Annotated in this window: 19 protein-coding genes; 8 read left to right on the forward strand and 11 right to left on the reverse strand. The window is 70.6% G+C overall.

Annotation, left to right across the window (positions count from 1 at the left end; all coding sequences use genetic code 11):
* Positions 1–82: 82 nt before the first annotated feature.
* Positions 83–703 (forward strand): PadR family transcriptional regulator, encoded by a 621-nt coding sequence (locus AB0C96_RS25990; RefSeq protein WP_362920313.1) that lies wholly within the window; start codon positions 83–85, stop codon positions 701–703.
* A gap of 38 nt (positions 704–741) precedes the next feature.
* Here the strand turns inward: AB0C96_RS25990 and AB0C96_RS25995 are convergent, their stop codons facing one another.
* The 3 genes from AB0C96_RS25995 to AB0C96_RS26005 all read right to left on the reverse strand — a co-directional run bounded on the left by AB0C96_RS25995 (position 742) and on the right by AB0C96_RS26005 (position 3,576).
* Positions 742–1,878 (reverse strand): SDR family oxidoreductase, encoded by a 1,137-nt coding sequence (locus AB0C96_RS25995; protein WP_362920315.1) that lies wholly within the window; start codon positions 1,876–1,878, stop codon positions 742–744.
* 69 nt (positions 1,879–1,947) lie between these two features.
* Positions 1,948–2,952, reverse strand: a complete 1,005-nt coding sequence (locus AB0C96_RS26000) for a hypothetical protein (RefSeq protein WP_362920316.1) — start codon at positions 2,950–2,952, stop codon at positions 1,948–1,950.
* 276 nt (positions 2,953–3,228) lie between these two features.
* Positions 3,229–3,576 (reverse strand): carboxymuconolactone decarboxylase family protein, encoded by a 348-nt coding sequence (locus tag AB0C96_RS26005; protein ID WP_362920318.1) that lies wholly within the window; start codon positions 3,574–3,576, stop codon positions 3,229–3,231.
* A gap of 351 nt (positions 3,577–3,927) precedes the next feature.
* On the opposite strand from AB0C96_RS26005, the gene AB0C96_RS26010 reads away from it, so the two are divergent.
* The 3 genes from AB0C96_RS26010 (at position 3,928) to AB0C96_RS26020 (ending at position 7,025) form a co-directional block, all read left to right on the forward strand.
* Entirely contained in the window at positions 3,928–4,467 is a 540-nt protein-coding gene (locus AB0C96_RS26010) for a gluconokinase (RefSeq protein WP_362920320.1), read from the forward strand.
* 28 nt (positions 4,468–4,495) lie between these two features.
* Positions 4,496–5,032: a DUF389 domain-containing protein gene (locus tag AB0C96_RS26015; protein ID WP_362920321.1), complete on the forward strand. Its 537-nt coding sequence runs from the start codon at positions 4,496–4,498 to the stop codon at positions 5,030–5,032.
* Between the two features lie 154 nt (positions 5,033–5,186).
* On the forward strand, positions 5,187–7,025 hold the full coding sequence (locus AB0C96_RS26020; RefSeq protein ID WP_362920323.1) for a glycoside hydrolase family 15 protein: 1,839 nt from the start codon (positions 5,187–5,189) through the stop codon (positions 7,023–7,025).
* Here the strand turns inward: AB0C96_RS26020 and AB0C96_RS26025 are convergent, their stop codons facing one another.
* From AB0C96_RS26025 to AB0C96_RS26050, 6 genes are all read right to left on the reverse strand, one after another.
* Entirely contained in the window at positions 7,026–8,819 is a 1,794-nt protein-coding gene (locus AB0C96_RS26025; RefSeq protein WP_362920325.1) for a cation:proton antiporter, read from the reverse strand.
* Between the two features lie 50 nt (positions 8,820–8,869).
* Entirely contained in the window at positions 8,870–9,910 is a 1,041-nt protein-coding gene (locus AB0C96_RS26030) for a cytochrome d ubiquinol oxidase subunit II (protein WP_362920326.1), read from the reverse strand.
* Positions 9,907–11,391, reverse strand: a complete 1,485-nt coding sequence (locus AB0C96_RS26035; RefSeq protein WP_362920328.1) for a cytochrome ubiquinol oxidase subunit I — start codon at positions 11,389–11,391, stop codon at positions 9,907–9,909. Before AB0C96_RS26035 ends, AB0C96_RS26030 begins: the two co-directional genes overlap by 4 nt.
* 36 nt (positions 11,392–11,427) lie before the next feature.
* Complete coding sequence (locus AB0C96_RS26040; protein WP_362920354.1) at positions 11,428–12,234, reverse strand: SDR family oxidoreductase; 807 nt, start codon at positions 12,232–12,234, stop codon at positions 11,428–11,430.
* A gap of 197 nt (positions 12,235–12,431) precedes the next feature.
* The gene (locus AB0C96_RS26045; RefSeq protein ID WP_362920330.1) at positions 12,432–14,012 is read right to left on the reverse strand and encodes a GMC family oxidoreductase; all 1,581 of its coding nucleotides are present in this window, start codon (positions 14,010–14,012) and stop codon (positions 12,432–12,434) included.
* 120 nt (positions 14,013–14,132) lie between these two features.
* Entirely contained in the window at positions 14,133–15,101 is a 969-nt protein-coding gene (locus tag AB0C96_RS26050) for a cyclase family protein (RefSeq protein WP_362920332.1), read from the reverse strand.
* A gap of 516 nt (positions 15,102–15,617) precedes the next feature.
* Here AB0C96_RS26050 and AB0C96_RS26055 point away from each other — a divergent pair.
* The 3 genes from AB0C96_RS26055 to AB0C96_RS26065 all read left to right on the forward strand — a co-directional run bounded on the left by AB0C96_RS26055 (position 15,618) and on the right by AB0C96_RS26065 (position 19,919).
* Complete coding sequence (locus AB0C96_RS26055) at positions 15,618–16,988, forward strand: alkaline phosphatase (protein ID WP_362920334.1); 1,371 nt, start codon at positions 15,618–15,620, stop codon at positions 16,986–16,988.
* Positions 16,989–17,346: 358 nt separating this feature from the next.
* Entirely contained in the window at positions 17,347–17,955 is a 609-nt protein-coding gene (locus AB0C96_RS26060) for an AAA family ATPase (RefSeq protein ID WP_362920336.1), read from the forward strand.
* Positions 17,956–18,164: 209 nt separating this feature from the next.
* Positions 18,165–19,919 (forward strand): PKD domain-containing protein, encoded by a 1,755-nt coding sequence (locus AB0C96_RS26065; protein WP_362920338.1) that lies wholly within the window; start codon positions 18,165–18,167, stop codon positions 19,917–19,919.
* A gap of 94 nt (positions 19,920–20,013) precedes the next feature.
* Here the strand turns inward: AB0C96_RS26065 and AB0C96_RS26070 are convergent, their stop codons facing one another.
* Positions 20,014–20,607 carry a TetR/AcrR family transcriptional regulator gene (locus AB0C96_RS26070; RefSeq protein ID WP_362920340.1) on the reverse strand — a complete coding sequence of 198 codons (594 nt, stop codon included), beginning with the start codon at positions 20,605–20,607 and terminating at the stop codon, positions 20,014–20,016.
* Positions 20,608–20,679: 72 nt separating this feature from the next.
* Here AB0C96_RS26070 and AB0C96_RS26075 point away from each other — a divergent pair, with 72 nt between their 5' ends.
* Positions 20,680–20,958, forward strand: a complete 279-nt coding sequence (locus AB0C96_RS26075) for an antibiotic biosynthesis monooxygenase (protein WP_362920341.1) — start codon at positions 20,680–20,682, stop codon at positions 20,956–20,958.
* A 6-nt stretch (positions 20,959–20,964) separates the two neighbouring features.
* On the opposite strand, the gene AB0C96_RS26080 is transcribed toward AB0C96_RS26075, so the two are convergent.
* A partial coding sequence (locus tag AB0C96_RS26080) for a SpoIIE family protein phosphatase (protein ID WP_362920343.1) occupies positions 20,965–23,283 on the reverse strand: 2,319 nt, incomplete at its 5' end.

A 23,283-nucleotide genomic window follows, 5' to 3' on the forward strand; every position in this document is an offset into this window, starting at 1 on the left:
GATGCGCCGTCCGAGCGCCAGGCAATAGTTGCAAAGTAACTAGTCTCAATGCAACTAATTTCTCCTTGACTACGATGCCTGCATGTCTGCCTCCGTGAAGAGCTCGCCGCTCGGCCTGACCGTGCTGGCGCTGCTGCACTACCGGCCGCTGCACCCCTACGGCATCCAGCGACTGCTCAAGCAGTGGGGCAAGGAGCAGGTCGTCAACGTCGGCCAGCGAGCCGGGCTGTACCGCACCATCGAGCGGTTGCAGGCCGGTGGACTGATCGCCGTCCGGCAGACCGAGCGCGACCAGCAGTACCCCGAGCGGACCGTCTACGAGGTCACCGATGAGGGCCGGGCGGTCACCCGCGAGTGGCTGGAGCAGATGCTGGCGGTGCCCAAGGCGGAGTTCCCCTTGTTCCCGGTGGCGCTGTCGAACATGCTCATGCTCAGCCCGGACGAGGTGACGCCGATCCTGGAACGGCGGGCGGCGCGACTCGCCGCCCAGCGTGCGGACCTGGAGCGCCAGTCCGCCGAAGCCACGACCGGACTGCCGCGCATCGCGCTGATCGAGAACGAGTACCTCCTCGCCGTCCTCGACGCCGAGGAGCGCTGGCTGCAAGGGGTGATCAGCGATCTACAGGACGGCAGCCTGACCTGGTCCCCGGAGATGCTCGCGCAGTTCGAGGAGGCGTCCGCATCAGGGGCGGCCGCGACCTGACGCAGCCGGAGCGGGATGCGGGAAGCGACGGTGACCGGTCAGGCCGGGCCGGGGACGGCGTCGGTTCGGTGTCGACGGGCGAGTTCGTGCCGGTGGTAGTGGGCGAAGAAGCGGTTGAGCAGAGCGTCGTCCATCGGGTAGCGGGAGCAGTCGGGGTGGGTGAGGGCGGCTCGGGTGTGGTCGCGTCGGAAGCGCTGGTCGTGGGTGAGGTAGGCGCTGTAGAACTCGTGGAGCAGATGGGCGAGGTGCAGATCGGGGGCCCGGAGCCGGACCGGGTCGGGGACGAGTTCGTAGTCGGCGATGCCCAACTGCCCGAAGATCGCGCCGAGGGTGGCGCCCACGGTGGGCGGGGTCGGGTTGCTCAGGTGGAAGACGCGGTGCCGGGTGGTGGCATGGGCGATGTCCACCAGTTCGCGGGTGACGTGGTCAACGGGCACCAGGTTGATGGGCAGTTCGGGGTGAGCGAGCAGGCGGACGGGATGGTGGCCGCCGTCGAGCCCGGGGCGTAGGGCGTGGTGCAGAGCGATGCGGCGCATCATGCCGTAGACGCCGGAGTAGGGGCCTCCGCAGGCGAGGGTGGTGTGGTGGCCGATGACCGCGGTGGGGCGGTAGATACGGGTGGGCAGCGGGGCGTTCCACACGATCCGCTCGGCGGCGATCTTGCTGGCTTCGTAGCACTCACGCGGTGTCGGGGTGGTGATGGGCTCTTCGGGGATCTCGCCTTGGCGGTGGCCGGCTACGTAGACGGTGGAGACGTAATGGAACGCCTCGGCGTCGAGCTGGGCGGCCAAGGTGACGGTGCGTCGGGTGCCGGCGGTGTTGGTGGCGAAGGGCCGGCGCCGGTTGGCCCGTCCGAAGCCGACCAGCGCGCCGACGTGCCAGAACCAGAGCGGGCCGGCGGTTCTCAGCCGGGCCGGATCGAGGCCGAGGCCGGGTCGGGTGAGGTCGGCGGCCACGGCCGTGACCAGGCGCAGGGCCTGCGCGACGGTGTCGGCGTCGGTGCGGTAGGCCCGAGCCGCCGTGGTCAAGGCGGCCGTCAGCCGGGCGTGCCCGTCACCATCCCCGGCACGCACCGGGCAGATGATGGCGCCGGTGTCGGGGTGGGGTGCGAGTTCCAGTACCAGGGCGGCTCCGATCAGGCCCGTCGCGCCGGTGATCACGTGGGTGCGCCTCATGGACGTGCTCCCGACGAGTCGGCGGGGCGGAAGGCCAGCGCGGCGTTGTGGCCGCCGAAGCCTGCACGTTCAGCGCCCGCCTCCGCGCTCCTGCCGGCAGCCGCCGGTGAACCGCGACCGCCGGCAGGCGAACCAGATCCCTCCCACGAGCAGGGAGAGCACCACCATGACGAGCAGGCCGGTACCCCAGAATCCGCCGGTCAGCCGGACTCCGGTGAAGACGATGGCGGCGGTGGCCAGCAAGGGCAGCAGGGTGAGGGCCAGGAAGCGCAGGATGACGGCGACGCCGGCGGTCCTGGGCAGGCGGCCGAACGGGCGCCGCTGTCTGAGCCGATCTCCTGCCGCACCCGGCGAGTAGTACTGCACGGCCTTGGCCGCCAGTTGCAGGGTGCTCTGCCGGTAGAGCACGGCGAGCGCCGGCACCCAGATCAGCGGGAGCACCATGCCCACGAGGAACAGTGCGGCGATCATGCCTGTCGACAGGATCCGCTGAAGTCTGCCGCGGTGCTTGTTGCCGCCCGTGAGGCCGAGGACGGCGGCCATCCTGACGATCAGTGACCAGCGCGTGCGCCGGGGAATGCGGCCGTGGCCGCCGGGGGGATGACGGCTCACCCCGATCAGGGCACGGCCGGCCGCTTCGGTTGACGGGTACACGTCCTGAAGGACCAGGAGGTCGGCGACCCGTTGCTCGCTGCACGGGTCGTTGCCGGCAACGGCGGCGAGTTCGAGCACCATCCGCGCCTGCGACAACAGGGCCGCCACGAAGCTCACCGGCATGACGACGATGAACGGCCCTCCCAGCGCGGCACCGGCGACGATCGTCATCCGCGTTCCGTGCGCGATGGCATCCCGGCCGAGCTCATCGGCGCCGGCCAGGGGGCTGCGCTGCTTCCGGCGGGCCACCGCGGTGGCGGCCTGTGGACCGAACCGCCGCACGGCGAAGAAGGCCAGCTGCTCGGGCATGTGCTGCGGGTCCGCCCAGATCATCGGCAGCAGCGCCTGGGCCTCGACCGTCACCGACCCCTCGGTGCGGGCGGGGCGTGCCCCGGCCCTGTTCCGTTCACCGCCGTTCATCCAGGGCCAGCTCTCCTCAGCCGTCGCGTGGACCCCTGATCTTCCGTTGCTCACTCCCCTCTCGGCCGACCACTCGCCCGGTGCGGCACGCGGTTGTCGGCGCGCGGCCCCCGGGCCCCCGCCCCCTCCTTCGGGCGGTCGGCCGGATTCGACGTTTTCGGATACGGAATATGGAATACGAAACACGCAATGCGGAATACGGGATGCGGAATGCGGTGACGAGGACGGGGGCTGCCCGCGCCATGCGCCGTCAGCCCCCGGCCATCAGCCGCCTCGTCACCTCTCCATCTCGTTGACGAGTTCGGCGAAGCCGAGCGCGCGCAGCACGCTGCCTGCCGCGTCGACCACCCGTGCGCTGCCGACGATCGGCGCGATGGCCACACAGACGGCCTTTGCGTCTTCGGCGGTCAGGCCGGCCTCTTTCGCCACGCCGAGATTGGCCAGGTACGAGGCGGGCGCCGCATCCATCGCAATGAGCGCCGCCAGCCGCACGAGGTGGTAGGTGCGCTCGTCGAGGCCGGAATTGGGTAGCGTTTCTATGGTCATCCGTGCCAGTTGCTCGAAGACCGGGTGCTCACCCTGGGCAAGGGCACCCAGGGCTCGTTCGGGAGCTTGAGCTGTCATGATCAGCGACCTTCTCACTCAAAGTGTCCTGAGAACCACGCGGACCGCGAGGGGACGCCGAACGAAATGGACCTTTACGCAGGAAGTGCCCTACGTCTATGTGATTCCTTCGCGGGCTCGGCGTCAAATGCTGCCGGTTCGCGACGAAGGGCTCGCAGCGGCGTCGGCGGGCGTCCCTGCCCGTTACGCGTCCGCGTGTCCCGCCAACTGCCTCTCGGCACCTTGAGGTTGCGGTTCGACGACGGCTGACGCGGAGCGAGCGGGAGTGCCGGGCGTGCGGCGCTCTGCGGGATGACCGGCGATAGTGGACATGTATGCATCAGTGTTCCACTGCCACCTCAGGGAGGCTCGTTGGCCGGCACGGCGGCCGGTGCGCGGGTGGTGATCGTGATGGGGGTGTCGGCGTCCGGAAAGTCCACCGTGGGAGCGCAGATGGCACGCCGTCTCGGTGTGCCGTTCCTGGAGGGCGACGATCTCCACCCCGCGTCCAACCGCGCCAAGATGGCGTCCGGGCACCCCCTCGACGACGCCGATCGTCGGCCGTGGCTGGCCGCTCTCACCGAATGGATCCGGGCGACTGCGGCCAGTGGTCACGGCGGCGTCGTCGCGTGTTCGGCGCTCAAGCGGGAGTATCGGGACCGGTTCCGGCGCCTGGGCGCAGATGTGTGGTTCGTCTTTCTGGCTCTTGACCGTGAGGTGGCCGCGGAGCGGATCGCGCACCGGAAGGGGCACTTCATGCCGCCGGAGCTGCTCGACTCCCAGTACGACGCCTTGGATCCGCTGGAGGCCGACGAGCCGGGCGTCACCATCGACGCATCCGGCAGCGCGGCGCACGTCGTGGCAGCCGCGCTGCGCGCAGTGACCGGGCCGGAAAGGTTGCCAGGCCCCTGACCGGATCGAACGATCCGGACCCGAGGCCGTGACGGCCGGCCGGAAACGAGCGCTCCGCAGCTCCGCCCGCACGGGGTCGATCGCCGTCGACGGCGTGGAGACGATGTTCTCGCGTCGCACGGAACAGATCGAGGCCGACCAACCGGGCGCGCTCGTCCACCCGCCGCTGTGGGCGGCGGTCGAGGCCCACATCCGGACGGAGGGCACCTATGTGCCGTCCTTCTATCTGTTCCTGGCCATCGCCGGACTCATCGGCGCGGTCGGCATCATGACGAACTCGCAGATCCTCATCGCGGCGGCCATGGTGGTCGGCCCCGAGTACAACGCGATCACCAGCATCGCCCTCGGTCTCGACCGGGGCAACCGTCGCCGGGTCCGGGACGGGGTCCGCGCGCTGACGGTCGGATTCCTGCTGGCCATCGCGGTCACTCTGGGCTTTGCCGCGCTGGCGCGGGGTGCCCACCACGTGGTCGTTCTGGTGGTCGTCGGCGTCCTCACCCTTCGTCTGCAACGACGCCTGTGGCGCCGGGCCACGCGAGGCGCCGCTTCGGGGCCGCAGCGCTGAGGGTTGCCCGATGGGTCGTGGCCGAAGAGGACGGTCACGTCCACGACCGGCACAGGCCGCGCGGCCCGGGCTCGGCGCGCCCGAGCCGGGCCGCCGCCTTACCCTGGTCGGGGAGCGGCATTCGGGTGACTCGCACGCCGGAAGGGGCGCCCCGATGGACGACTACCCACTCATCGAGAACCACGGCCTGCTCGGTGATCTCCAGACCGCGGCGCTGGTGACCACCGATGGGACGGTCGACTGGTTCTGCTCCCCGCGGTTCGACTCGCCCAGCGTGTTCGGCGCGCTTCTGGACAAGGACAAGGGTGGCCACTGCACGGTCCGACCGGTGCACCCGACCTACGCGACCAAGCAGTTGTACCTTCCCGACACGGCGGTCCTGGTGACCCGGTTCATGACCGAGGCGGGCGCCGGGGAGGTGCTCGACTTCATGCCCGTCACCGGGACCGAGGTCACGCCCAGCCACCGGCTGGTCCGCATGATCCGCTGTGTGCGCGGCAGCATGACCTTCGAGATCGACATCGCCCCGCGGTTCGACTACGGACGCAATGCCCATCAGTTGCACCTCACCGAGCACGGAGCGGTGTTCGCCTCGGACGACGGTGTGGAACTCACCGCGCACGCGATCCGCGAACCGGACGACGAGCGGCTGATGGACGTCCTCTCGAACCGGAACGACGACCTGCACGTCTCACTGACCCTGGACGCGGGCCAGCAGCGGGGGCTGGTCCTGGAGGCGGCCGCCGACGGGCCGCCCAGGGAGATCCGCCTCGCCGAGTACCAGCAACTCTTCGATGACACCGTGGCGTTCTGGCGCTCCTGGTTGGGCCGGTCACGGTACTCGGGACGCTGGCGGGAGGCGGTGGAACGGTCCGCGATCACGCTGAAACTCATGACCTTCGCCCCCAGCGGCGCCCTGGTGGCGGCCCCGACGGCGGCGCTCCCGGAGCAACTGGGCGGCGAGCGCAACTGGGACTACCGGTTCACCTGGATCCGTGACGCGTCCTTCTCCGTGTACGCCCTGCTGGGACTGGGCTTCACCGAAGAGGCCAAGGCGTTCATCGGCTGGCTGGGTGACCGGGTCGCGGAGCGGGCCGGCAGTGCGGGGGACTCCGGGCCGCTCAACATCATGTACAAGGTCGACGGCTCGTCCGACCTGGCGGAGCGGATCCTGGACCACTGGGAGGGCTACGCGCGGTCCGCCCCGGTCCGGATCGGCAACGGCGCCGCCACGCAACTACAGATGGACATCTACGGCGAGGCCCTGGACAGCATCTACTTCGCCCATCGGCACGGAATCCAGCTGGGCCACCGGGGTTGGACGTCGCTGCTGACGAACCTCGAATGGCTGGTGGACCACTGGGACCAGGCGGGAGAGGGCCTCTGGGAGAGCCGCGGCGGCCGCAAGAACTACACCTACGGCCGGGTGATGTCATGGGTCGCGTTCGACCGCGCACTGCGGCTCGCCGAGTCGAACGGTCGACCGGCCGCGGCCCCGCACTGGAGCCGTGCACGGGACGAGATCTACGCCCAGGTCATGGCCGAGGGGTGGAGCGCGGCACGTCATGCCTTCGTCCAGCACTACGGCAGTGACGTGCTCGACGCCGCTCTGCTCCGTACGGCGACGGTCGGGTTCATCACGCCCGACGACCCGATGTGGCAGTCCACCCTCGACGCGATGGAGCAGGAGCTGGTCAGCGACAGCCTGGTCTACCGGTACAACCCCGAGGCCTCGCCCGACGGGCTGCGCGGCTCCGAGGGAACCTTCTCGCTGTGCACCTTCATGTACGTCGACGCCCTGGCCCGCGCGGGGCGCGCCAACAGGGCGAGGCTGGTGTTCGAGAAGATGCTGGGGTACGCCAACCACCTGGGTCTGTACTCGGAGGAGATAGATCTGACGGGCCGTCAACTGGGGAACTTTCCCCAGGCGTTCACCCACCTTGCGCTCATCGACGCGGCCATCACCCTGAACGCGGCGCTCGACCGGCGGTAGTCAGTCCTCGGTCGGGGTGGCCGGGCCCGCGCCCGTCTCCGGCGCGGGTCCGAGGAGTACGAGCGTGTCGCCTTCCGTCGCGGTGACCGGCCGGGCCTCGGTGACCGGTTCCAGCCGGCCGTCACGCCGTACGACGAACAGCGTGTGGTGTCCCGGCGGGCGCGGGGCCGACGCGGGCTGCACATGGAATCGAGCGCCCTGCTGGTGCAGAGCGACCAGCGCGGGCCGGACGAGGTGCGGGCCGAAGAGGGTGTCACCTCCGGTGTAGGGCGCCACGACGCCCTGACTGTCGGGCGGCGGGCCGACGCGGTAGACGGGGCCCTCGACGCCGTCCTGAAGGACGACCGAGGCGAGCGCGTTGAAGTCGTCGTCGTCCGTGAGCAGGAAGGCCGCCGTGACTCCCGCCAGCCGGGCCCGTGGATCGGTCCTCATGGCCATCAGCTCCCCGGCGGCCAGCTCGATCCCCGCCTCGTGGATCCGGTTCCTCTCCTGCGCGAGTCCCGCCCACATCAGCACGTCGAGTCCGGCGGCGCGCAAAGCCCGTGCGAGATCGACGGCCCAGGGGGCTCCCCCCATCAGGAGTGGGCGGGCGCGGGCGGAGCGGGCGACTCCCAGCCTGGTGGCCACCGGTCGCGCCGTCATCCCGTAGACCACGACCGTACCGACGATCACCAGGAAGGTGACGGGGAGGATCTTGTCGGCGCCCGGCAGACCTCGGGTGATGAGCGAGGCGGAGAACGTCGTGGCGGTGGACGCCGCGACGATGCCACGGGGCGCCACCCAGCCGACGAAGGCGCGTTCACCGGCGACGAGATCCGACCTGACGGTGGACAGCACGGCGACCAGGGGTCTGACCACCAGGACGAGCACGGCGACGAGAGCGACGGCGGGCAGCAGCACCGGGACGACGGACTTGGGCGTCACCGTGGCCGAGATGGAGACGAACAACAGGGCGATGATCAGCCGTACGAGCGTTTCGAAGAACGGCCGCCGTGCGGGCATGTCGAAGCCGGGCAGGTTCGCGACGGTCAGCCCGGTGACGACCGCGGCGATCAGCCCGGTGTCGTCGAACACCATGTCGCAGCCGGCGGCCACCGCGACGACGACGGCCAGCTGGGCGAGTGTGCCGAGCGTCTCGCCGAGGCGGAGCAGCCGGAGGGTGAGCCACAGCAGCCCGACGCCGACCGCGCCGCCCGCGAGCCCGACGGCGATGCCGGCGAAGAACGAACCGACGTGGAGTCCGTGACCGGTCTGGAATCCGCCGGAGACCACGGAGTGGAAGACGACGGCGCCGAGGATGCCGCCGAGCGGATCGATCAGGGACCCTTCCCACACCAGGACCCGCCGCACCCCGTCCGACGGCCGGACGTGCGCGAGCAGTGGGCCGACGACGGTCGGCCCGGACACGACGAGGATCGCGCCGATCATGCAGGCCGCGGCCAGCGGCACCCCGAAGAGGCCCGGCCCCAACCCCATGACGGTTCCCCACGTGAACAGCACGCCGAGCACGATGAGTCGCACGACCACGCTGCGGGTCGCGCCCCTGAGATGGCGCAGTTCAAGTCCCAGCCCGGCGTCGTAGAGGATGAGCGCCACCGACAGCGACACCAGGGGGGAGAACGCCGGCCCCACGAGCTCGTCGGGGCGGACGACGTCGGTGAGGGCTCCGGCGGTGAACCCGGCCGGCAGCAGCACGATCAGGTCCGGGATCCGCAGCCGGCTCGCGAGGATCTGGGAACCGACGGCGAGGGCCACGGTCAGGCCGATGCCCAGCAGGATGTCGTCCTCGGTCACCGTGCTCTCACCCCGTGCCGCGCACCCGGCGCAGTGCGCCTGCCACGAGGTCAGCCCTCGTCACTCGCACCACTGCGGCGCAGGTCGGCGTCGGTGAGGCCCTCCAACTCGCCATGGGTGTCCAGCCAGTAGACCAGGGCCACCGCGGGGACGATCAGCACGACGGCCACGAGGGTGACGAACGCCAGCCAGCGAAGGGTGGTGGGCGCGCCCGCGCCCTCGGCAACGGTCAGCGAGGTCGGGATGAGGTACGGGCGCTGTGCCATGCCCCAGCCGATGACGGCCGCGGCCACCACGCCGATCGCCGCGCCCCGGGACCAGGCCCCGGAGGAGCGGATCAGCAGCCAGGCGGTGGCGAGCGTGCCCAGCGCTGCCACAACGACGAAGACGAGCCCCACGCCGTGCGTGAGCCCGTGCCACACATGAGGCGCATCCCCATGGGTGACGAACAACGTGGTCACGGAGAGCACGGCGACGGCGGCCAGCGCGCCCAACGCCCGCCGCCGAAAGTAGCCGTCGAGATCCGGCGCGGTGAAGCGCCGGGCGTCCGCGGCCAGGAAGACGGCACCGAGCAGGGCCGTGGTCGCGACGGCGAGCAGACCGAACAGGACCGAGGTGGGGTTGGCCCAGGCGTCCGTCGACGCCCGGGTCCCCGGCGTCACCCGGCCCGAGGCGACTCCGCCGACCGCGGCGCCCAGGAAGAACGGCGTCAGGAGCGAGGAGACGGCGAACACCGCTCCGTACAGGCGCCGGGCGGCCAGCCTCCGGACGGGCTTGCGCAGCGCGAAGCCCGCGCCGCGCAGGACGATACCGACGGCGGCCAGCGCCAGCGGCAGCCACATCGCCGTGAACACCCGTTGGAAGAAGACCGGGAAGCCGGTCCACATGATGACCAGCACGAAGATCAGCCAGACGTTGTTGACCTCCCACACGGGGGCCATCGCATGGTCGATCAGCCACCGGGGCCGCTTGCCGCGTTCGGCCCCGCCCGCGGTCAGGTCCCAGAAGCCGGCTCCGTAGTCGGTGCCTCCGGCGCAGGCGTAGGCGGCGATCGCGAGCAGCAGCACGACGGCGATGACACCGGCGATCACGAGCGGCCCTCCGTGGACGAGGGGGTCCCGTTCCCACCGGACCGCGACGGGCCTTCGAACCCGACCGTGGCGCGCGGTCCGTACGGCGTGTCGGTCTCCGGTGTCTCCGGGGATGTTCGCCCGCCGCCCGCCTCGTCGGCCGGCCGCCAGCGGGTGCGCATCCCCAACAGGACCGCGAGGAACGACCCGAAGACGAAGACGTACACCACGACGACCAGGCCGAACATGATCCACAGGCTGGTGGCACGGGTCGACGTCACCGCTTCGGCGACCCGCATGTTCTGGTAGACGATCCACGGCTGGCGGCCCACCTCGGTGGTGATCCAGCCGCATTCCACGGCGACGACGGAGGCGACGCCGGCCACCGCGGCGCACCGGAAGAACCACGGCGAGGCGGGCAGCCGGCGGCGGCGCAGCCAGACCAGGGCGTACCAAAGGGCGAGCAGCAGCAGCACGGATCCGATGCCGACCATGGTGTCGAAGGTCCAGTGGGCGATGGTGGCCTGAGTGGCCGTCGGACGGTCGCCGGCGGGAACGGAGGTCAGCCCGGTCACCTTCGTGTCCGGGCGGAAGCCGGCGAGGACGGAGTCGAGCTGCGGGATCCGGATGCCACCGGAGATGCTCCCGTCCGGATGGAGCCGCCCGTAGAGGTACTCCGGCACGTGGGTGTCGGTCTTCCAGACGATCTCCATCGCGGCGAACTTCACCGGCTGCTTGTGGAACACCTGCCGGGCGATGGAGTCGCCCAGCACGAACTGCACCGGGGTGAACACCGCGGCGAGCGTGAAGGGGATCGTGAAGCCGAGCCGGTGGTACCGGTCCCGGCGGCCGCGCAGCCAGCCCACGGCGTAGACGCCGGCCACGACGTACCCCGCCGTCACCAGCATCGCCACGACGAAGTGCCAGTACTGCGGGCCGAACATGGGCGTGAAGAGCGCCTTCCAGATCTTCACGTCGACGGGGTTCCCCGCGGGATCGAGGGTGAAGCCCCGCGGGGTGTTCATCCAGGAGTTGGCGGCCAGGATCCCGAAGGCGCCGAGCAGGGCTACGGCGGGCAGCGGCAGTCCGAGCAGGAAGTGGGTGCGGGCTGGAAGGCGCCGCCAACCGTACAAGTAGACGGCGATGAGCACGGCTTCCAGGAAGAAGGCCCAGGCCTCGACGCTGAAACCGATCCCGAAGACATCGCCCCACCTGCCCATCATGCCCGGCCACAGCAGCCCGAACTCGAAGGACAGCACGGTGCCGGTGACGACCCCGATCGCGAACTGGACCGCCATGACCGCCGACCACCGCCGCGCCAGCAGCACGGCTGTCCGGTCGCCGCGGCGCAGACCGTAGCCGTGCATCACGAGCGTGATCAGCGGCAGCGCCACACCCAGGGGCACCAGGATGATGTGGGAGGCGAGGGTGAAGGCCATCAGCGATCTGGCCGGGAGGGTTTGCGCCGGCGCATCCGCCAGCAGCAAGACCGTGGTGTGCATGCGAGGCGCTCCCAGGGACGGCGCGGACGGGGTGAGTCAGCCGCCGGTGGCGAAGCCGGGGAAGAGCGTCATCCCGCCGTCCACATAGAGGGTGGTGCCCACGACGTAGTCCATGAGGTCGGAAGCGAGGCCGACGGCCGCGTGGGCGATGTCCTCGGGGTCGCCGATCCGGTCGTAGGGAATCAGTCGCAGGAGGTCCTGCTGCGCCTCCGGTGTCTCCCAGGCGTTGCGGTTGATGGGGGTCTTGATGGCTCCGGGGGCGATCGCGTTCACCCGGATCTTCTTCGGGGCGAGTTCCTGCGCCAGCGTCTCCATCATCATCTGCACGCCGCCCTTGGAAGCGGCATAGTTGACGTGGCCCGTCCACGGGATGACCTGGTGCACCGAGCTCATGCAGATGATCTTCCCGGCCGCGCGCGACACCTCGGGGACGACGCCGCGCCGCAGGAACTCCTTGGCCGCCTCACGGGCGCAGAGGAACTGCCCGGTGAGGTTGACGTCCAGGACCTTCTGCCACTGGGCGAGGGTCATCTCGGTGAACGAGGCGTCACGCTGCAATCCGGCGTTGGCCACCAGAACGTCGATCGTGCCGAACTCCTGGACCATCCGGTCCATCATCGTGACGACCTGGTCCTCGTCGGACACGTCCGCCTCATGGGACACCGCCCGAACCCCGAAGGAAGTGATCTCCGCGACCACCTTCTCGGCTTCCTCGCGGCCCGCCACGTAGTTCACGACCACGTCCGCTCCGGCCCGGCCCAGGGCGACGGCCGTCGCCCTGCCGATTCCCGAATTGGCGCCGGTGACCAAGGCCTTCTGCCCCTTGAGCAGCTGCGCGGGCATCACGTCCTGAGGGGCGCCCTCGGTGGCATGCACGATGCGTTTCTCCTCCACTGCCTGGCCCACGTCGTCCGGGCCGCGGCCCGGCGGTTCAGGCGTCACCCAATCACCGGGGCCGGCGGCGGCACGCCGGGAAAGGCTGGCGTTGCGCTGCCCGACTGAGGATTTTCGCCCGGTCGGAGTGCGTCACCGCAGGTCGGTCAGGTGAGCCGGGCCACGAGGTGGTCGCCCACCCGAAGCGCGTTCGCGATGGCCGTCAGGGACGGGTTGACCGCGCCGATGCTCGGGAAGAAGCTCGTGTCGACGACATACAGGTTGTCCAGGTCGTGTGCCTTGCAGTTGGTGTCCAGGGCCGAGGACGCAGGGTCGTCGCCGAATCTGACCGTGCCCGCCTGGTGTGCGGTGGCACCGATCGGCATGCCCTTGTGCAGGTAGATGCTGTGGGACAGCAGGCGGTGCTCCTGCATGCCCAGATGGCCGAGCATGTGCTGGAGTTTGTGCCGCAGTCGCATGAGGCCGCTGATGTTGTTGTTCTCGTCGAGCGTGAGGTGGATGCGGCCGTCGCCGTCCAACGTGACCCGGTTGTCGGGGTGCGGCAGGTCCTCTCCGCAGAGCCAGAAGTCGACGGCGTGGTGGGCGAGCACTTCGAAGGGCGTGTCCGGTGCCGCCGCTCCGGCCCAGCGCGGGGCCTCCCCGTGGATCTGCTCGGCATCCGACTTGCCGAGCATCTGGATTCCGCCGAGGGGGTAGTCCCAGTCGTCCGCGCCCAGGTACCAGTCGTGCAGGGCGAGGGTCTTCTGGAACTGGGTGTCGTTGGGCTGCCGCGAAATCGCCATGAGGGCAAGGTTGTTGTGGCGCATGTAGTGCCGGCCGACCACGTCCGAGCTGTTGGCCAGCCCGTTGGGGTGCCGATCGTTCGCCGAACTCAGCAGCAGCACAGCGGAGTTGACCGCACCACAGGACACGACCACGATGTCCGCCGAGAACCGGACCTGTTCCTCGCCCGGGAGCTGGGCGACGACCGCCGTCACACTGCGGCCCGCGGGATCGGTGTCGAGCCTGGTCACCCGGGCTTTGGTGAGCATGTCGACGTTGGGGTGTTGCAGGGCCGGTTCCACGCAGATCACCTGGGCGTCGGACTTGCCGCGGACCAGGCACGGGAAGCCGTCCACCCGGTTGCAGCGGATGCAGACACTGTCGTGGGTGGCCTGACCGTGCTCGTCCTGGGTGAGGTTCACCCCGATGGGAAGGTGGAAGGGGTGCAGTCCGCGCTTCTCCAGGTCGTCGCTCAACTGCTGGATGCGTGGCTCGTGTTCGACCGGCGGGTAGGCGTACTGCCCACTGCACGGGCCTTCCCAGGGGTCCTCGCCGTGCCGGCCGTGCACCAGGTAGAGGTGCTCCGCCTGTGTGTAGTACGGCTCCAGGTCCTCGTAGCGGATCGGCCAGGCGGGAGAGACGCCGTCGTGGTGACGCAGCGCGCCGAAGTCCTCCGGCCGCAGCCGGAACAGCGCCGCACCGTAGAACTTGGTGTTGCCGCCCACGTAGTAGTTGACCTCGGGCGGGAACGCGTTGCCGTGCTTGTCGAGCCAGAACTCCGGAGCCCGGTACTTGCCCTTGACGAACACTGCGGTGGAGTCCCAGTTGTCACGTTCGCGCCGCAGGTAGTCGCCGCGTTCGAGCAGGAGCACCCGCTTGCCCGAGGGGGCGAGCCGGTGGGCGAGCGTGCCGCCGCCGGCGCCGGTGCCGATGATGATGACGTCGTAGTGGGAGGAGTCGCCCATGGCGACCACCGTCCTCGTCTCCGCGGCCTCCAGCGGTTGCCGGAGCCTGCCATGACTTCCCTCTTCGAACGTATACGCCCCGCGGCGACGCGGCACCCGGAGCGGCCCGCGTGCGCACGCTCACAGGACGGCGATCGGATTCACCGGAGAGCCGGTGGCCGCCGGTAGCCGCAGGGGGGCGATCACGCACAGGAAGTGCCAGCGGCCCTGCCGTTCGCACGCCGGTACCAGTTCCTCGAAGTCCAGGTAGTCCATCAGGTGCAGCCCCATGGCGTTCATGGCCAGCACATGCACCGGAAACGCGATGCCGGCCACCGCGCTGGGGGCCGTGTCGTTGTTGCCGTCCGACCCGAGAGCGGCCACCCGCCGCTCGACCAGGAACGGCATCGCCGTCGGGTGCAGGCCCGCCCGCGCCTGCGCCGCGTCCCACGCACCGAGGGTCCGACGCCGACGGCGGTGACCGACGCGCACGAAGAGCAGATCGCCCGGTCCCACCGTGACGTGCTGGTCGCCCTCGGCCGCCACCAGGTCCTCGGCGGTGACGTGGTCGCCCGGCTCAAGCCAGGGCACGCCCCGCAGCCGCGGGATGTCCAGCAGGACACCGCGGCCGACGATGCCGTCCCGCACCAGGTCGAGCGTGAGCGCCCCGGCACCCTCCGGCGTCACGGTGCTCGCCGGGACACCGCCGTAGAGTTCGCCGTCGAAGACGACATGGCACAGCGCGTCGAGGTGGCTGTCGGCGTCGCCGTGCACGTTCATGGCGAACCGGTCGAGGGCGAACCGCAGCCCATGGGCGTCGTCCTCCTGAGGCACGGGGCCGATCATCCGGTGGGACGCGGGCTGCGGGTCATCGGGCCCCGGTCCGGTCTCGATGGGAGCGGCCAGCGACACGGTGCGCCCGCACCGGACCTCCGCGGCGGCGGCCACCACATGCTCGGGCCTGAGCCGGCCCAGCGCTCCGCGCCGCCGATCCACCCCCTCCCCGGCCTGGTCGCGCAGCCGGCGGTACAGGGACCGGAAGGCCGCTTCGGACAGTGCGTGTGGCGCCGCGGAGTGCGGCGTTGCGGGGTGCGACGACCGTGCGCTCATCGCGACCGATGCCCTGGTCGGGCCGGATACCGCGGCTCACCGGGGCGGGACGCGGCACGCCGCCGGTGCGGTTCCGTCCGTACGGTCCATCATGTGAGCTCCTCAGTACGGTCCATCACATGAGCTCCCCCGATCGGGCGCGGGTCACCGGCGCGCGGCTCCGGCGCGGGTCACCGGCGCACGGATCATCAGCGCGCGGCTCCGGCGCGGGGCTCCGGCGCGGGGCTCCTCTTTCACTGTCGGCCTCCACGAGCCTCCACGCATCCCGGGGCGCCTCCGATCGCAGCCCTGGCGATCGGCCCGACTCCTGACCCCGCGACAACAGCAGCCCCTCGCAGTGGAGATGCGCAGGGGAGGCTCCCGAACCCGCCTGGTCCGGCCCCCCGTGCGTGTCATGTTCCGGATACGCCGACACAGCCAATCGTTTACCTCGCCTTTGCCAGAACCTGGTGATCTGTCGCTCGTTGGCCACCGCATCCGCACGCCGGACGCCGGACGCTTCAAGGAGTCGTATCCATGCACAGACCCTCTCGCCGTCACCTCACGATCGCCACCGCCCTGGTCGCCGCGACCGCGGCCGCCGTGGCCGTCACCACCGTCGCCGGTGCCTCCGCCGGCGCCTCCGACAGCACGCAGCGGGCGAAGGACGCGATCCAGGGCGGGAAGGCGAAGAACGTCATCCTGCTCATCGGCGACGGCATGGGCGACTCGGAGATCACCCTCGCCCGCGACTACACGGTGGGCGCCAACGGCCGCCTGAACATGGACAAGTTCCCGATGACGGGCGCCTACACCACCTACGCGGTCCACGCCGACGGCACCCCGGACTACGTCACCGACTCCGCCGCCAGCGGCAGCGGCTGGGCCACCGGCGTGAAGACGGTCAACGGCCGGATCTCCAAGACGCCCGGCACCGACAAGGCGGTCCGGACCGTCCTGGAGTTGGCGCAGCGGAACGGCTACGCCACCGGCAGCGTCACCACCGCCGAACTCACCGACGCCACCCCGGCCGTGCTCGCCTCCCACGTCACCGACCGCTCCTGCCAGGGCCCGGGCGACATGGCCAAGTGCCCCACCGACACCCTCGCGGCCGGCGGTCCCGGCTCCATCGCCGAGCAGTCCGTCAACCACAAGGTCGACGTCCTCCTCGGCGGCGGCAAGCAGCGCTTCGACCAGAAGGTCACCGACGGCCAGTACAAGGGCCTCACCGTCACCGAGCAGGCCGAGAAGCTCGGCTACCAGGTCGTCACCGACAACACGGGCCTCCAGAGCGTCAAGGCCGGCAAGCCGGTGCTCGGTCTCTTCGCCACCGGCAACGTGCCGGTGGAGTGGACCGGTAAGGCGGCCGCGGTCGGCGGCACCGACCCGCAGCGGTGCACCACCTCCAACCCGAACCGCCCGTCGACGACCCCGAACCTCGCGGACTCCGCCACCAAGGCGATCCAGCTGCTGGAGGCCAAGCAGAAGCACTCCACGAAGGGCTTCTTCCTCCAGATCGAGGGCGCCTCGATCGACAAGCAGGACCACGCCGCCGACCCCTGTGGCCAGATCGGCGAGACCGCCGCCTTCGACCGCGCGGTGAAGGTCGCCCGCGCCTACGCGGCCAAGCACCCCGACACCCTCGTCGTCACCACCGCCGACCACGGCCACACCAGCCAGATCGTCCCGCTGGAGGCCACCCCGCCGGGCCTGTCCTCCACCCTGGTCACCGACGAGGGTCAGCAGCTGAAGGTCAACTACTCGACCAACACCCCGGGCCAGTCCCAGGAGCACACCGGCACCGAGGTCCGCATCGCCGCCCAGGGCCCGCAGGCGTACCGCGTCCTCGGCGTCACCAACCAGACCGACCTGTTCACCACCATCCGCGAGGCGCTCCGCCTGCGGTGAACCCACGAGCGAGGCACGGTACGGCCGCCACCGTACCTCCTCGCTCCCGCCTCATCCCGAGAGCGTGCCGCCCCGCCGGCGGCACGCTCTCCCGGTGTTCCGCGCCCCTTCCGCGGCCCGCCCCGTCAAGCACACTGGCGGACCGAAGTCTGCTGGCCGGTCTTCCGCGCCGGGGGGCCGGACCAGCGGCGGTCTGACAGCGACGCGGCGCGCACTGCTCCGCGGCGCTGATGCCGACCAGGCGAGAGTGCCCCAGACCTGCACGCCGTGGTTTCTCCCCGTGAGTTGTCCGGTGTGCCGACGAGCGCACCTGGAAACGCGGTTGCCGGCCGGCACACGCTTTGACAGGCTGCCGGGCGTGATCGCTGCCGAGAGGTCGAGCTGCCTGATCGTGACGGGGATGCCAGGGGCAGGGAAGTCGACGGTGACCAGACTGGTCGCCGAGCGTCTGCCACGCTCCGCTCGGCTCGACGGCGACCAGATCAGCAGGCTGGTTGTCGGCGGTCGCGTCGGGGCCCTCGGCGAGCCTGTCGACGAAGCAGCGCGGCAAGTGGAGCTCTGCAACCGCAACTTGTGCCTGCTGGCGAACAGCTTCTCCGACGCCGGCTTCACGCCCGTGATCGACTGGGTGATCCCCGACCGCAAGCAGTTGGACTTCTTCCGGGCCCTCCTCCCGGCTCGGCAGGTCCTGTTCGTCGTCCTCGCGCCGGGCATCGAGGTGTGCCGGTACCGCAACTCCATCAGGGACCCACGCGAACGGTTCGACTTCGACGGCTACGAAGGTCTCGACACCGACATGAAACGTGAGCTCGGCGAGGTCGGCTGGTGGTTCGACACCGCGGCCCTCACACCTGACCAAACCGCCGACCAGGTCATCCGCGAAGCCGGCCACCGAGGCGCACAGACGAGCATTCCGGATCGGCGAGAAACTGGAGCACACGGAGCCGCGGCAGGTAACTGCTGGTAAGTGATCAGTTTCACTCAGTAGGGAACCCTCTCGCGGTCCATGATGGACTTTCGGCTGCCATCATCCCTATGGATGCGGACTTGAGTTGACTCCGCACGGATCGAAATGACCGCGAGAGCAGGGGTGTTGGCGTGAATTTAGTGTGGTGGCGACGGGGTGCGCCACGGCGGGCGGGTACCGGCGCGGGTTCCGTTCCGAGCCGGCCGTTGGTGGCCCGTCGTCCGCTGGCGGCGAGGCGTTTCGCGGCCGTCGGCGCGGCCGTCGTGCTCCTCGGCCAGCTCCTGGGCGGACTCCCCGCCGCGGCGCAGGCCGGCGCCCTGCCGGGATCGGCGTTCCCCCTCGTCCTCGACGTGGATCTGACGCCGAATCCGGTGTGCAGCGGAGCCGTGCACGGCCGGGTGCAGGTCTACGACCCCGCCGCGGCCAATGCCGGAGCCACCGTGGAGTGGCGCGTACGCGCCGGAGCGGAGCAGCTGGCCGGCGGGCGCCTCGCCATGGCCGCCAGTGTCGGCACGGCGGAGTTCAGCATCCCCTTCGACCGGGTGCCCGCGGCCGAGACCGCCGTACAGGTCGACGCGCGCATCGCCGCCTCGTCCGACGGCGATGGCCCCGGCCGCTACGGCAAGGTCTGGCGGGACACGGTACGCCGGGGGTGCCACCCGGTGCGGGTGGCGTCCGTCGGTGACTCCGTGGTCTGGGGGCAGGGCCTGGACCACGACCAGAAGTTCCCCTATCTGACGGGCCAGTTGCTCGGCCGCGAGACCGGCCGGGGCTCCGCGAACTTCGACTACTCGATCTCCGGCGCGGTGCTCGACGCGCCCGAGCTGCCCGCGGGCAACGATGACGCGGCCTGTCTGCGCACGACGGAGAAGCAGGATCCGGACGGCGACGGGGAGATGGAGTTCGGCGAGGTCACCCAGCAAATGCCGGACGTCTTCTGCCAATTGGAGAAGGCGGGCGCACAGGCGCGAGCGGGAGGCTACGGTCTCGATCTGGTCGTGATCAACGGGTGCATCAACGACCTCGATCCCTTCTTCGGCATCGGCGTCGGCATCACCCCCGGCTCGGAGAACCTCCCCGAAGCAGTGCGGCGCGAGTGCTCCGGCGTCGGCGCGGCGCCGGAGAACCCGGCCAAGGACGTGCCCTACTTCAGCGGCGCGAAGGTCGGATACGGCGGACGCGGGATGCAGGCGGCGATCGAGAAGGCCCACTCCCTGCCGGGGCGGCCGAAGGTGATCGTGGCCGACTTCTACTACGCGCTGAGCCGCAGCAGCTCTCCGATCCCGGTGAAGACCTGTTCGACCCCGGGAGTCACCCGAGGATGGCTGACCTCCTGCAAGAGCGCCCTCGGCAGGGTGGCCGAGCGCTACGAGCAGTACACACAACTGGCCAATGCCGCCTACCATCAGGCGGCGACCGCAGCCAACGCGGCGTCCATTGACGGTCCGTACGCCGTTGCGGCCGACGGGCTGTTCACCGTCGACAACGCCCTCCTCACCCGGGACTCCAAGGTCTGGAACACCCCGGTGACCGACCCGGCGTTCCCGCTGCGCACCCGGGCCTGCCCCGAAATCAGCGCGACTCCGGCGCAGTGTCTGGCCGCGGCCGTCGGCCACCCGGACATCGAGGGCGCCCGGCAGTACGCCGACGCCTTCCTCCTCAACCCGCGTGTGCGCGAGTGGTTCCGCCTCCCCCGGCAGGGACCCCGGGCACGGCTGCACGTCCCGGCGAACGCGCACGTCGGCAGCGAGGTGCCGCTGTCGGTGACGGTGGACGGCAAGCCGCCCGCCGCCGGCTACCGCTACCACTGGTACTTCGGCGACGGTACCCAGCAGGAGACGAGCGACGCGGCCGTCACCCACGCCTACGACCGTAAGGGTCCCTGGCTGGCACGGGTCGTGATGACCGGTCAGAACGGCGGGAAGGTCCTGGTCGAGGCCGACCGGGCCATCACCGCGGACTGACGGCTCCGGCTCAGGGGCGGCCCGCCGGCGCGGGCCGCCCCTCGGCACGCCGTGCGCCGGCAGGACGGCTCGGATCCCGACCGGCAGGACCGGTTCACTCCCCGACCGGCAGCACCGCCGATGCCACCATCGCGCGCAGCGCGGCCAACGCGCCCTGCGCATCGACCCGTTCGGGTGCCAGCAGCCACTGCTGGTGGATGCCGATCACGGCACCGCTGATGGCGACGGCCAGCACCTCTGCGGACACACCGGGCGGCAGCGGCAGTCGCTCCAGCCATCGCCGGCAGTGACCCCGCAGGGTGTCGTGGATCTCGACATAGCGACCGTGGATCGGTGAGCCCGGCTCCAGCGCCTCCACCAGGAGCGTGACGAACAGCTTGGTGGTCGGCATCTCGAGCAGCGCCTGGGCGCCCGCCATGAGGCGGTCGAACCCCGCCTCCGGGGCCTCCGGCTCGTCCGGCTCGGCGAGGCCGGCGCCGATCAGTGCCACCGAGCGTTCAAGTACGGCCAGCAGCAGGCCCTCCTTGCTGCCGAAGTGCCAGGGGATCGATCCCCTGCTGATCCCGGACCGTTCGGCCACATCGGCGAACGTGGTCTGCCGATACCCCTTCGCCGCGAACAACTCCGCCGCCGCCACAAGGATCCGCTCGCTGCTCTCGTGACTGGTCTGCTCTCGTCGCGTTGCCACACCGCCCCCCTTCTATGCCCATCACAATATTCTATGCTGGCCAACATAGAGCCCCGAGTTCAGGAGAACACCATGAAGGTAGGAATGGTGGCGTACCACTATCCGCACGCTGCTCACCGCGAGGAGTTCATCTCGCGGGTCCAGCACGTCCGCGAGGTCATGCTGCGGACACCGGGATGTCTTTCGGGTGAGTGCTGGGTGTCCGGCGACGCGGTGATATCGATCGTGCAGTGGGAGTCCGAGGAGGCACGGGCCGCGTCGCTGGCAGCCGTGGCGGAGGCGGGAGTGGACGTCGCCTACGACGAGCGCGAATCTCGCCCCCGCGAGATCGTTCCGCTCGTGGCGGCCTGAACACCCTCATACGTTGAAGGAGTTGGGACCCGCTCCGTCAGGCGGTGAGGGCAACGGCTGCTCCGCCCAGATGGTCTTGCCGTTGTGCACGTAGCGGGTGCCCCAGCGTTCGGCGAGTTGGGCGACCAGGAAGAGGCCGCGACCGCCTTCGTCGGTTGTGGCGGCGTGGCGCAGATGGGGGGAGGTGCTGCTGGTGTCCGAGACCTCACAGATGAGGTAGCGGTCCCGGACGAGCCGGAGGGTGACCGGGCCGCTGCTGTAGCGGTAGGCATTGGTGACCAGCTCACTGACGATCAGTTCGGTGGCGAATGCCATGTCCGCCAGTCCCCAGTCGTCGAGCTGCGCCACCGCGCGCGCCCGGCCCTCCGCGGCCGCGGTCGGCTCCTCCGGCAGTTCCCAGGTGGCCACCTTGTGGTCGGCCAGGCAGCGGGTGCGGGCGGTGAGCAGTGCGATGTCATCGCTGGGACGGTCGGGCAGCAGTGCGTCCTCCACCGCCTTGCAGGTCTCCTCCAGCGAGCGGGCGGGTTGGCTCAGCGCCCTGCGCAATTGCGCCAGGCCCTCGTCGAGGTCGCGGCGGTGGACCGCCAGGAGCCCGTCGGTGTAGAGGGCGAGCAAGGTGCCCTCGGGCAGTTCCAGCTCGGCGGCCTCGAACGGCAGGCCCCCGAGGCCGAGCGGCGGGCCGGCCGGCAGATCGGGGAAGTCCACCCGTCCGTCCGGTGTCACCACCGCGGGCGGCGGATGGCCGGCGCGGGCGAAGGCGCAGCGCCGGGAGACCGGGTCGTAGACCGCGTACAGGCAGGTCGCACCGACGACCTGCGGGGCACCTTCGTCGGTCGCCTCCTGCTCGGCCGCCAGCCGGTCCACGAGGTCGTCGAGGTGGGAGAGGACCTCGTCCGGCGGCAGGTCGAGGTTGGCGAGGGTGTGGACGGCGGTGCGCAGCCGGCCCATGGTGGCCGCCGCGTGGATGCCGCGGCCGACCACGTCGCCGACGACGAGGGCGACCCGCAACCCGGAGAGCGGGATGACGTCGAACCAGTCACCGCCGACGCCGGCGGTGGCGTCGGCCGGCAGATACCGGTGGTCGATCTCGACCGCCGGGTGTTCGGGCACCTCGCTCGGGAGCAGGCTGCGCTGGAGCGCGAGCGCGGCCTGGTGCTGCTGGGTGTAGCGGCGGGCGTTGTCGATGCAGACGGCGGCCCGGGCGGCGAACTCCTCGGCCAGCGTGCGGTCGTCCTCCTCGAACGGCTCGGGCCGCTGCCACCGCCACAGACTCACCACGCCCAGTACGAGACCGCGCGCGACCAGCGGCACGACGATGAGCGAGTGGACACCCAGCTCCAGCACCCGCTCGACCTTGTCCGGGTCGAGGGAGGACCAGCCGGGAGAGAACTCCAGGACCGGTTCGAGGACGGGGCAGCGGTCGGCCAGACATCTGGCCTGTGGTGCATCCGGTGGGAAGTGCATGGTGTGGCCCACCGGATACAGCACCGGCGGAGCCTCGGGCGAGACGCTCCGGACGGCCGCCCTGACCAGGGATGCCAGGGCCTCCTGGCCCGGTTCCTCGCCACGGGTGACCGGTTCGAGCAGGTCGACGGAGACACAGTCCGCGAGGTCGGGGACCGCCACCTCGGCCAGCTCGCGCGCCGTGCGCTCCACGTCGAGGGTGGTGCCGATACGGGCACCGGCCTCGTTGAGGAGCGCCAGTCTCCGACGGGCCCGATGGCGGTCGGTGACGTCCTCCACCATTTGGGTGACGCCGAGGATCCGGCCGGAGGAGTCCTGCATCCGGAAGGCCGACACGGAGACGACCAGATCCCGGTCGGGGTCGTGCCGCAGACGGCAGGGCTGCTCGGTGAAGATCAGCGGCTCACCCGTTTCGAGCACCCGCCGCAGCCGCGCCTCCACCGTTTCGGTGTCCCGGCTGATGACGAAGTCGCCGGTGCGCAGCCCGCGGTAGTACTCGGCCGGGATGCCGCCGAACCGCGCGAGCGCCCGGTTCACCCGCAGCAGGCTCAGGTCGGGGGCGTGCACCGCGATACCGATCGGGGACCGGCGGAACATCCCGTCCAGGACCGACCGGTCCGTCTCCCACTGGATCACCTGGTCCGCGGGCGCGCCGACGACCATCCACTCGACACCGCCGTCCGCCCGCGCCACCGCCCGGACCCGGCAGCCCAGCTCCATCCGTTTGCCGTCGCTGTCCCGTACGGGGATGACCCCGAACCAGCCCCCGGCGCCGGGGAAGCAGACCAGCCGGCCCACGGGCACGGCGCGGTCCGGGGGCGCACCCGTCAGCGGCCGGAGCAGCGCGGCCTCGGAACCGCT

The organism is Streptomyces sp. NPDC048506, assembly GCF_040651315.1.
GTDB lineage: Bacteria > Actinomycetota > Actinomycetes > Streptomycetales > Streptomycetaceae > Streptomyces.

Coding starts and splice junctions, on each gene's coding strand:
- AB0C96_RS26005 (WP_362920318.1), bottom strand. CDS start 3,576: ATGACAGCTCAAGCTCCCGAACGAGCCCTGGGTGCCCTTGCCCAGGGT.
- AB0C96_RS26075 (WP_362920341.1), top strand. CDS start 20,680: ATGAAGGTAGGAATGGTGGCGTACCACTATCCGCACGCTGCTCACCGC.
- AB0C96_RS26035 (WP_362920328.1), bottom strand. CDS start 11,391: ATGCACACCACGGTCTTGCTGCTGGCGGATGCGCCGGCGCAAACCCTC.
- AB0C96_RS26000 (WP_362920316.1), bottom strand. CDS start 2,952: ATGAACGGCGGTGAACGGAACAGGGCCGGGGCACGCCCCGCCCGCACC.
- AB0C96_RS26040 (WP_362920354.1), bottom strand. CDS start 12,234: ATGCCCGCGCAGCTGCTCAAGGGGCAGAAGGCCTTGGTCACCGGCGCC.
- AB0C96_RS26020 (WP_362920323.1), top strand. CDS start 5,187: ATGGACGACTACCCACTCATCGAGAACCACGGCCTGCTCGGTGATCTC.
- AB0C96_RS26045 (WP_362920330.1), bottom strand. CDS start 14,012: ATGGGCGACTCCTCCCACTACGACGTCATCATCATCGGCACCGGCGCC.
- AB0C96_RS25995 (WP_362920315.1), bottom strand. CDS start 1,878: ATGAGGCGCACCCACGTGATCACCGGCGCGACGGGCCTGATCGGAGCC.
- AB0C96_RS26050 (WP_362920332.1), bottom strand. CDS start 15,101: ATGAGCGCACGGTCGTCGCACCCCGCAACGCCGCACTCCGCGGCGCCA.
- AB0C96_RS26055 (WP_362920334.1), top strand. CDS start 15,618: ATGCACAGACCCTCTCGCCGTCACCTCACGATCGCCACCGCCCTGGTC.
- AB0C96_RS25990 (WP_362920313.1), top strand. CDS start 83: ATGTCTGCCTCCGTGAAGAGCTCGCCGCTCGGCCTGACCGTGCTGGCG.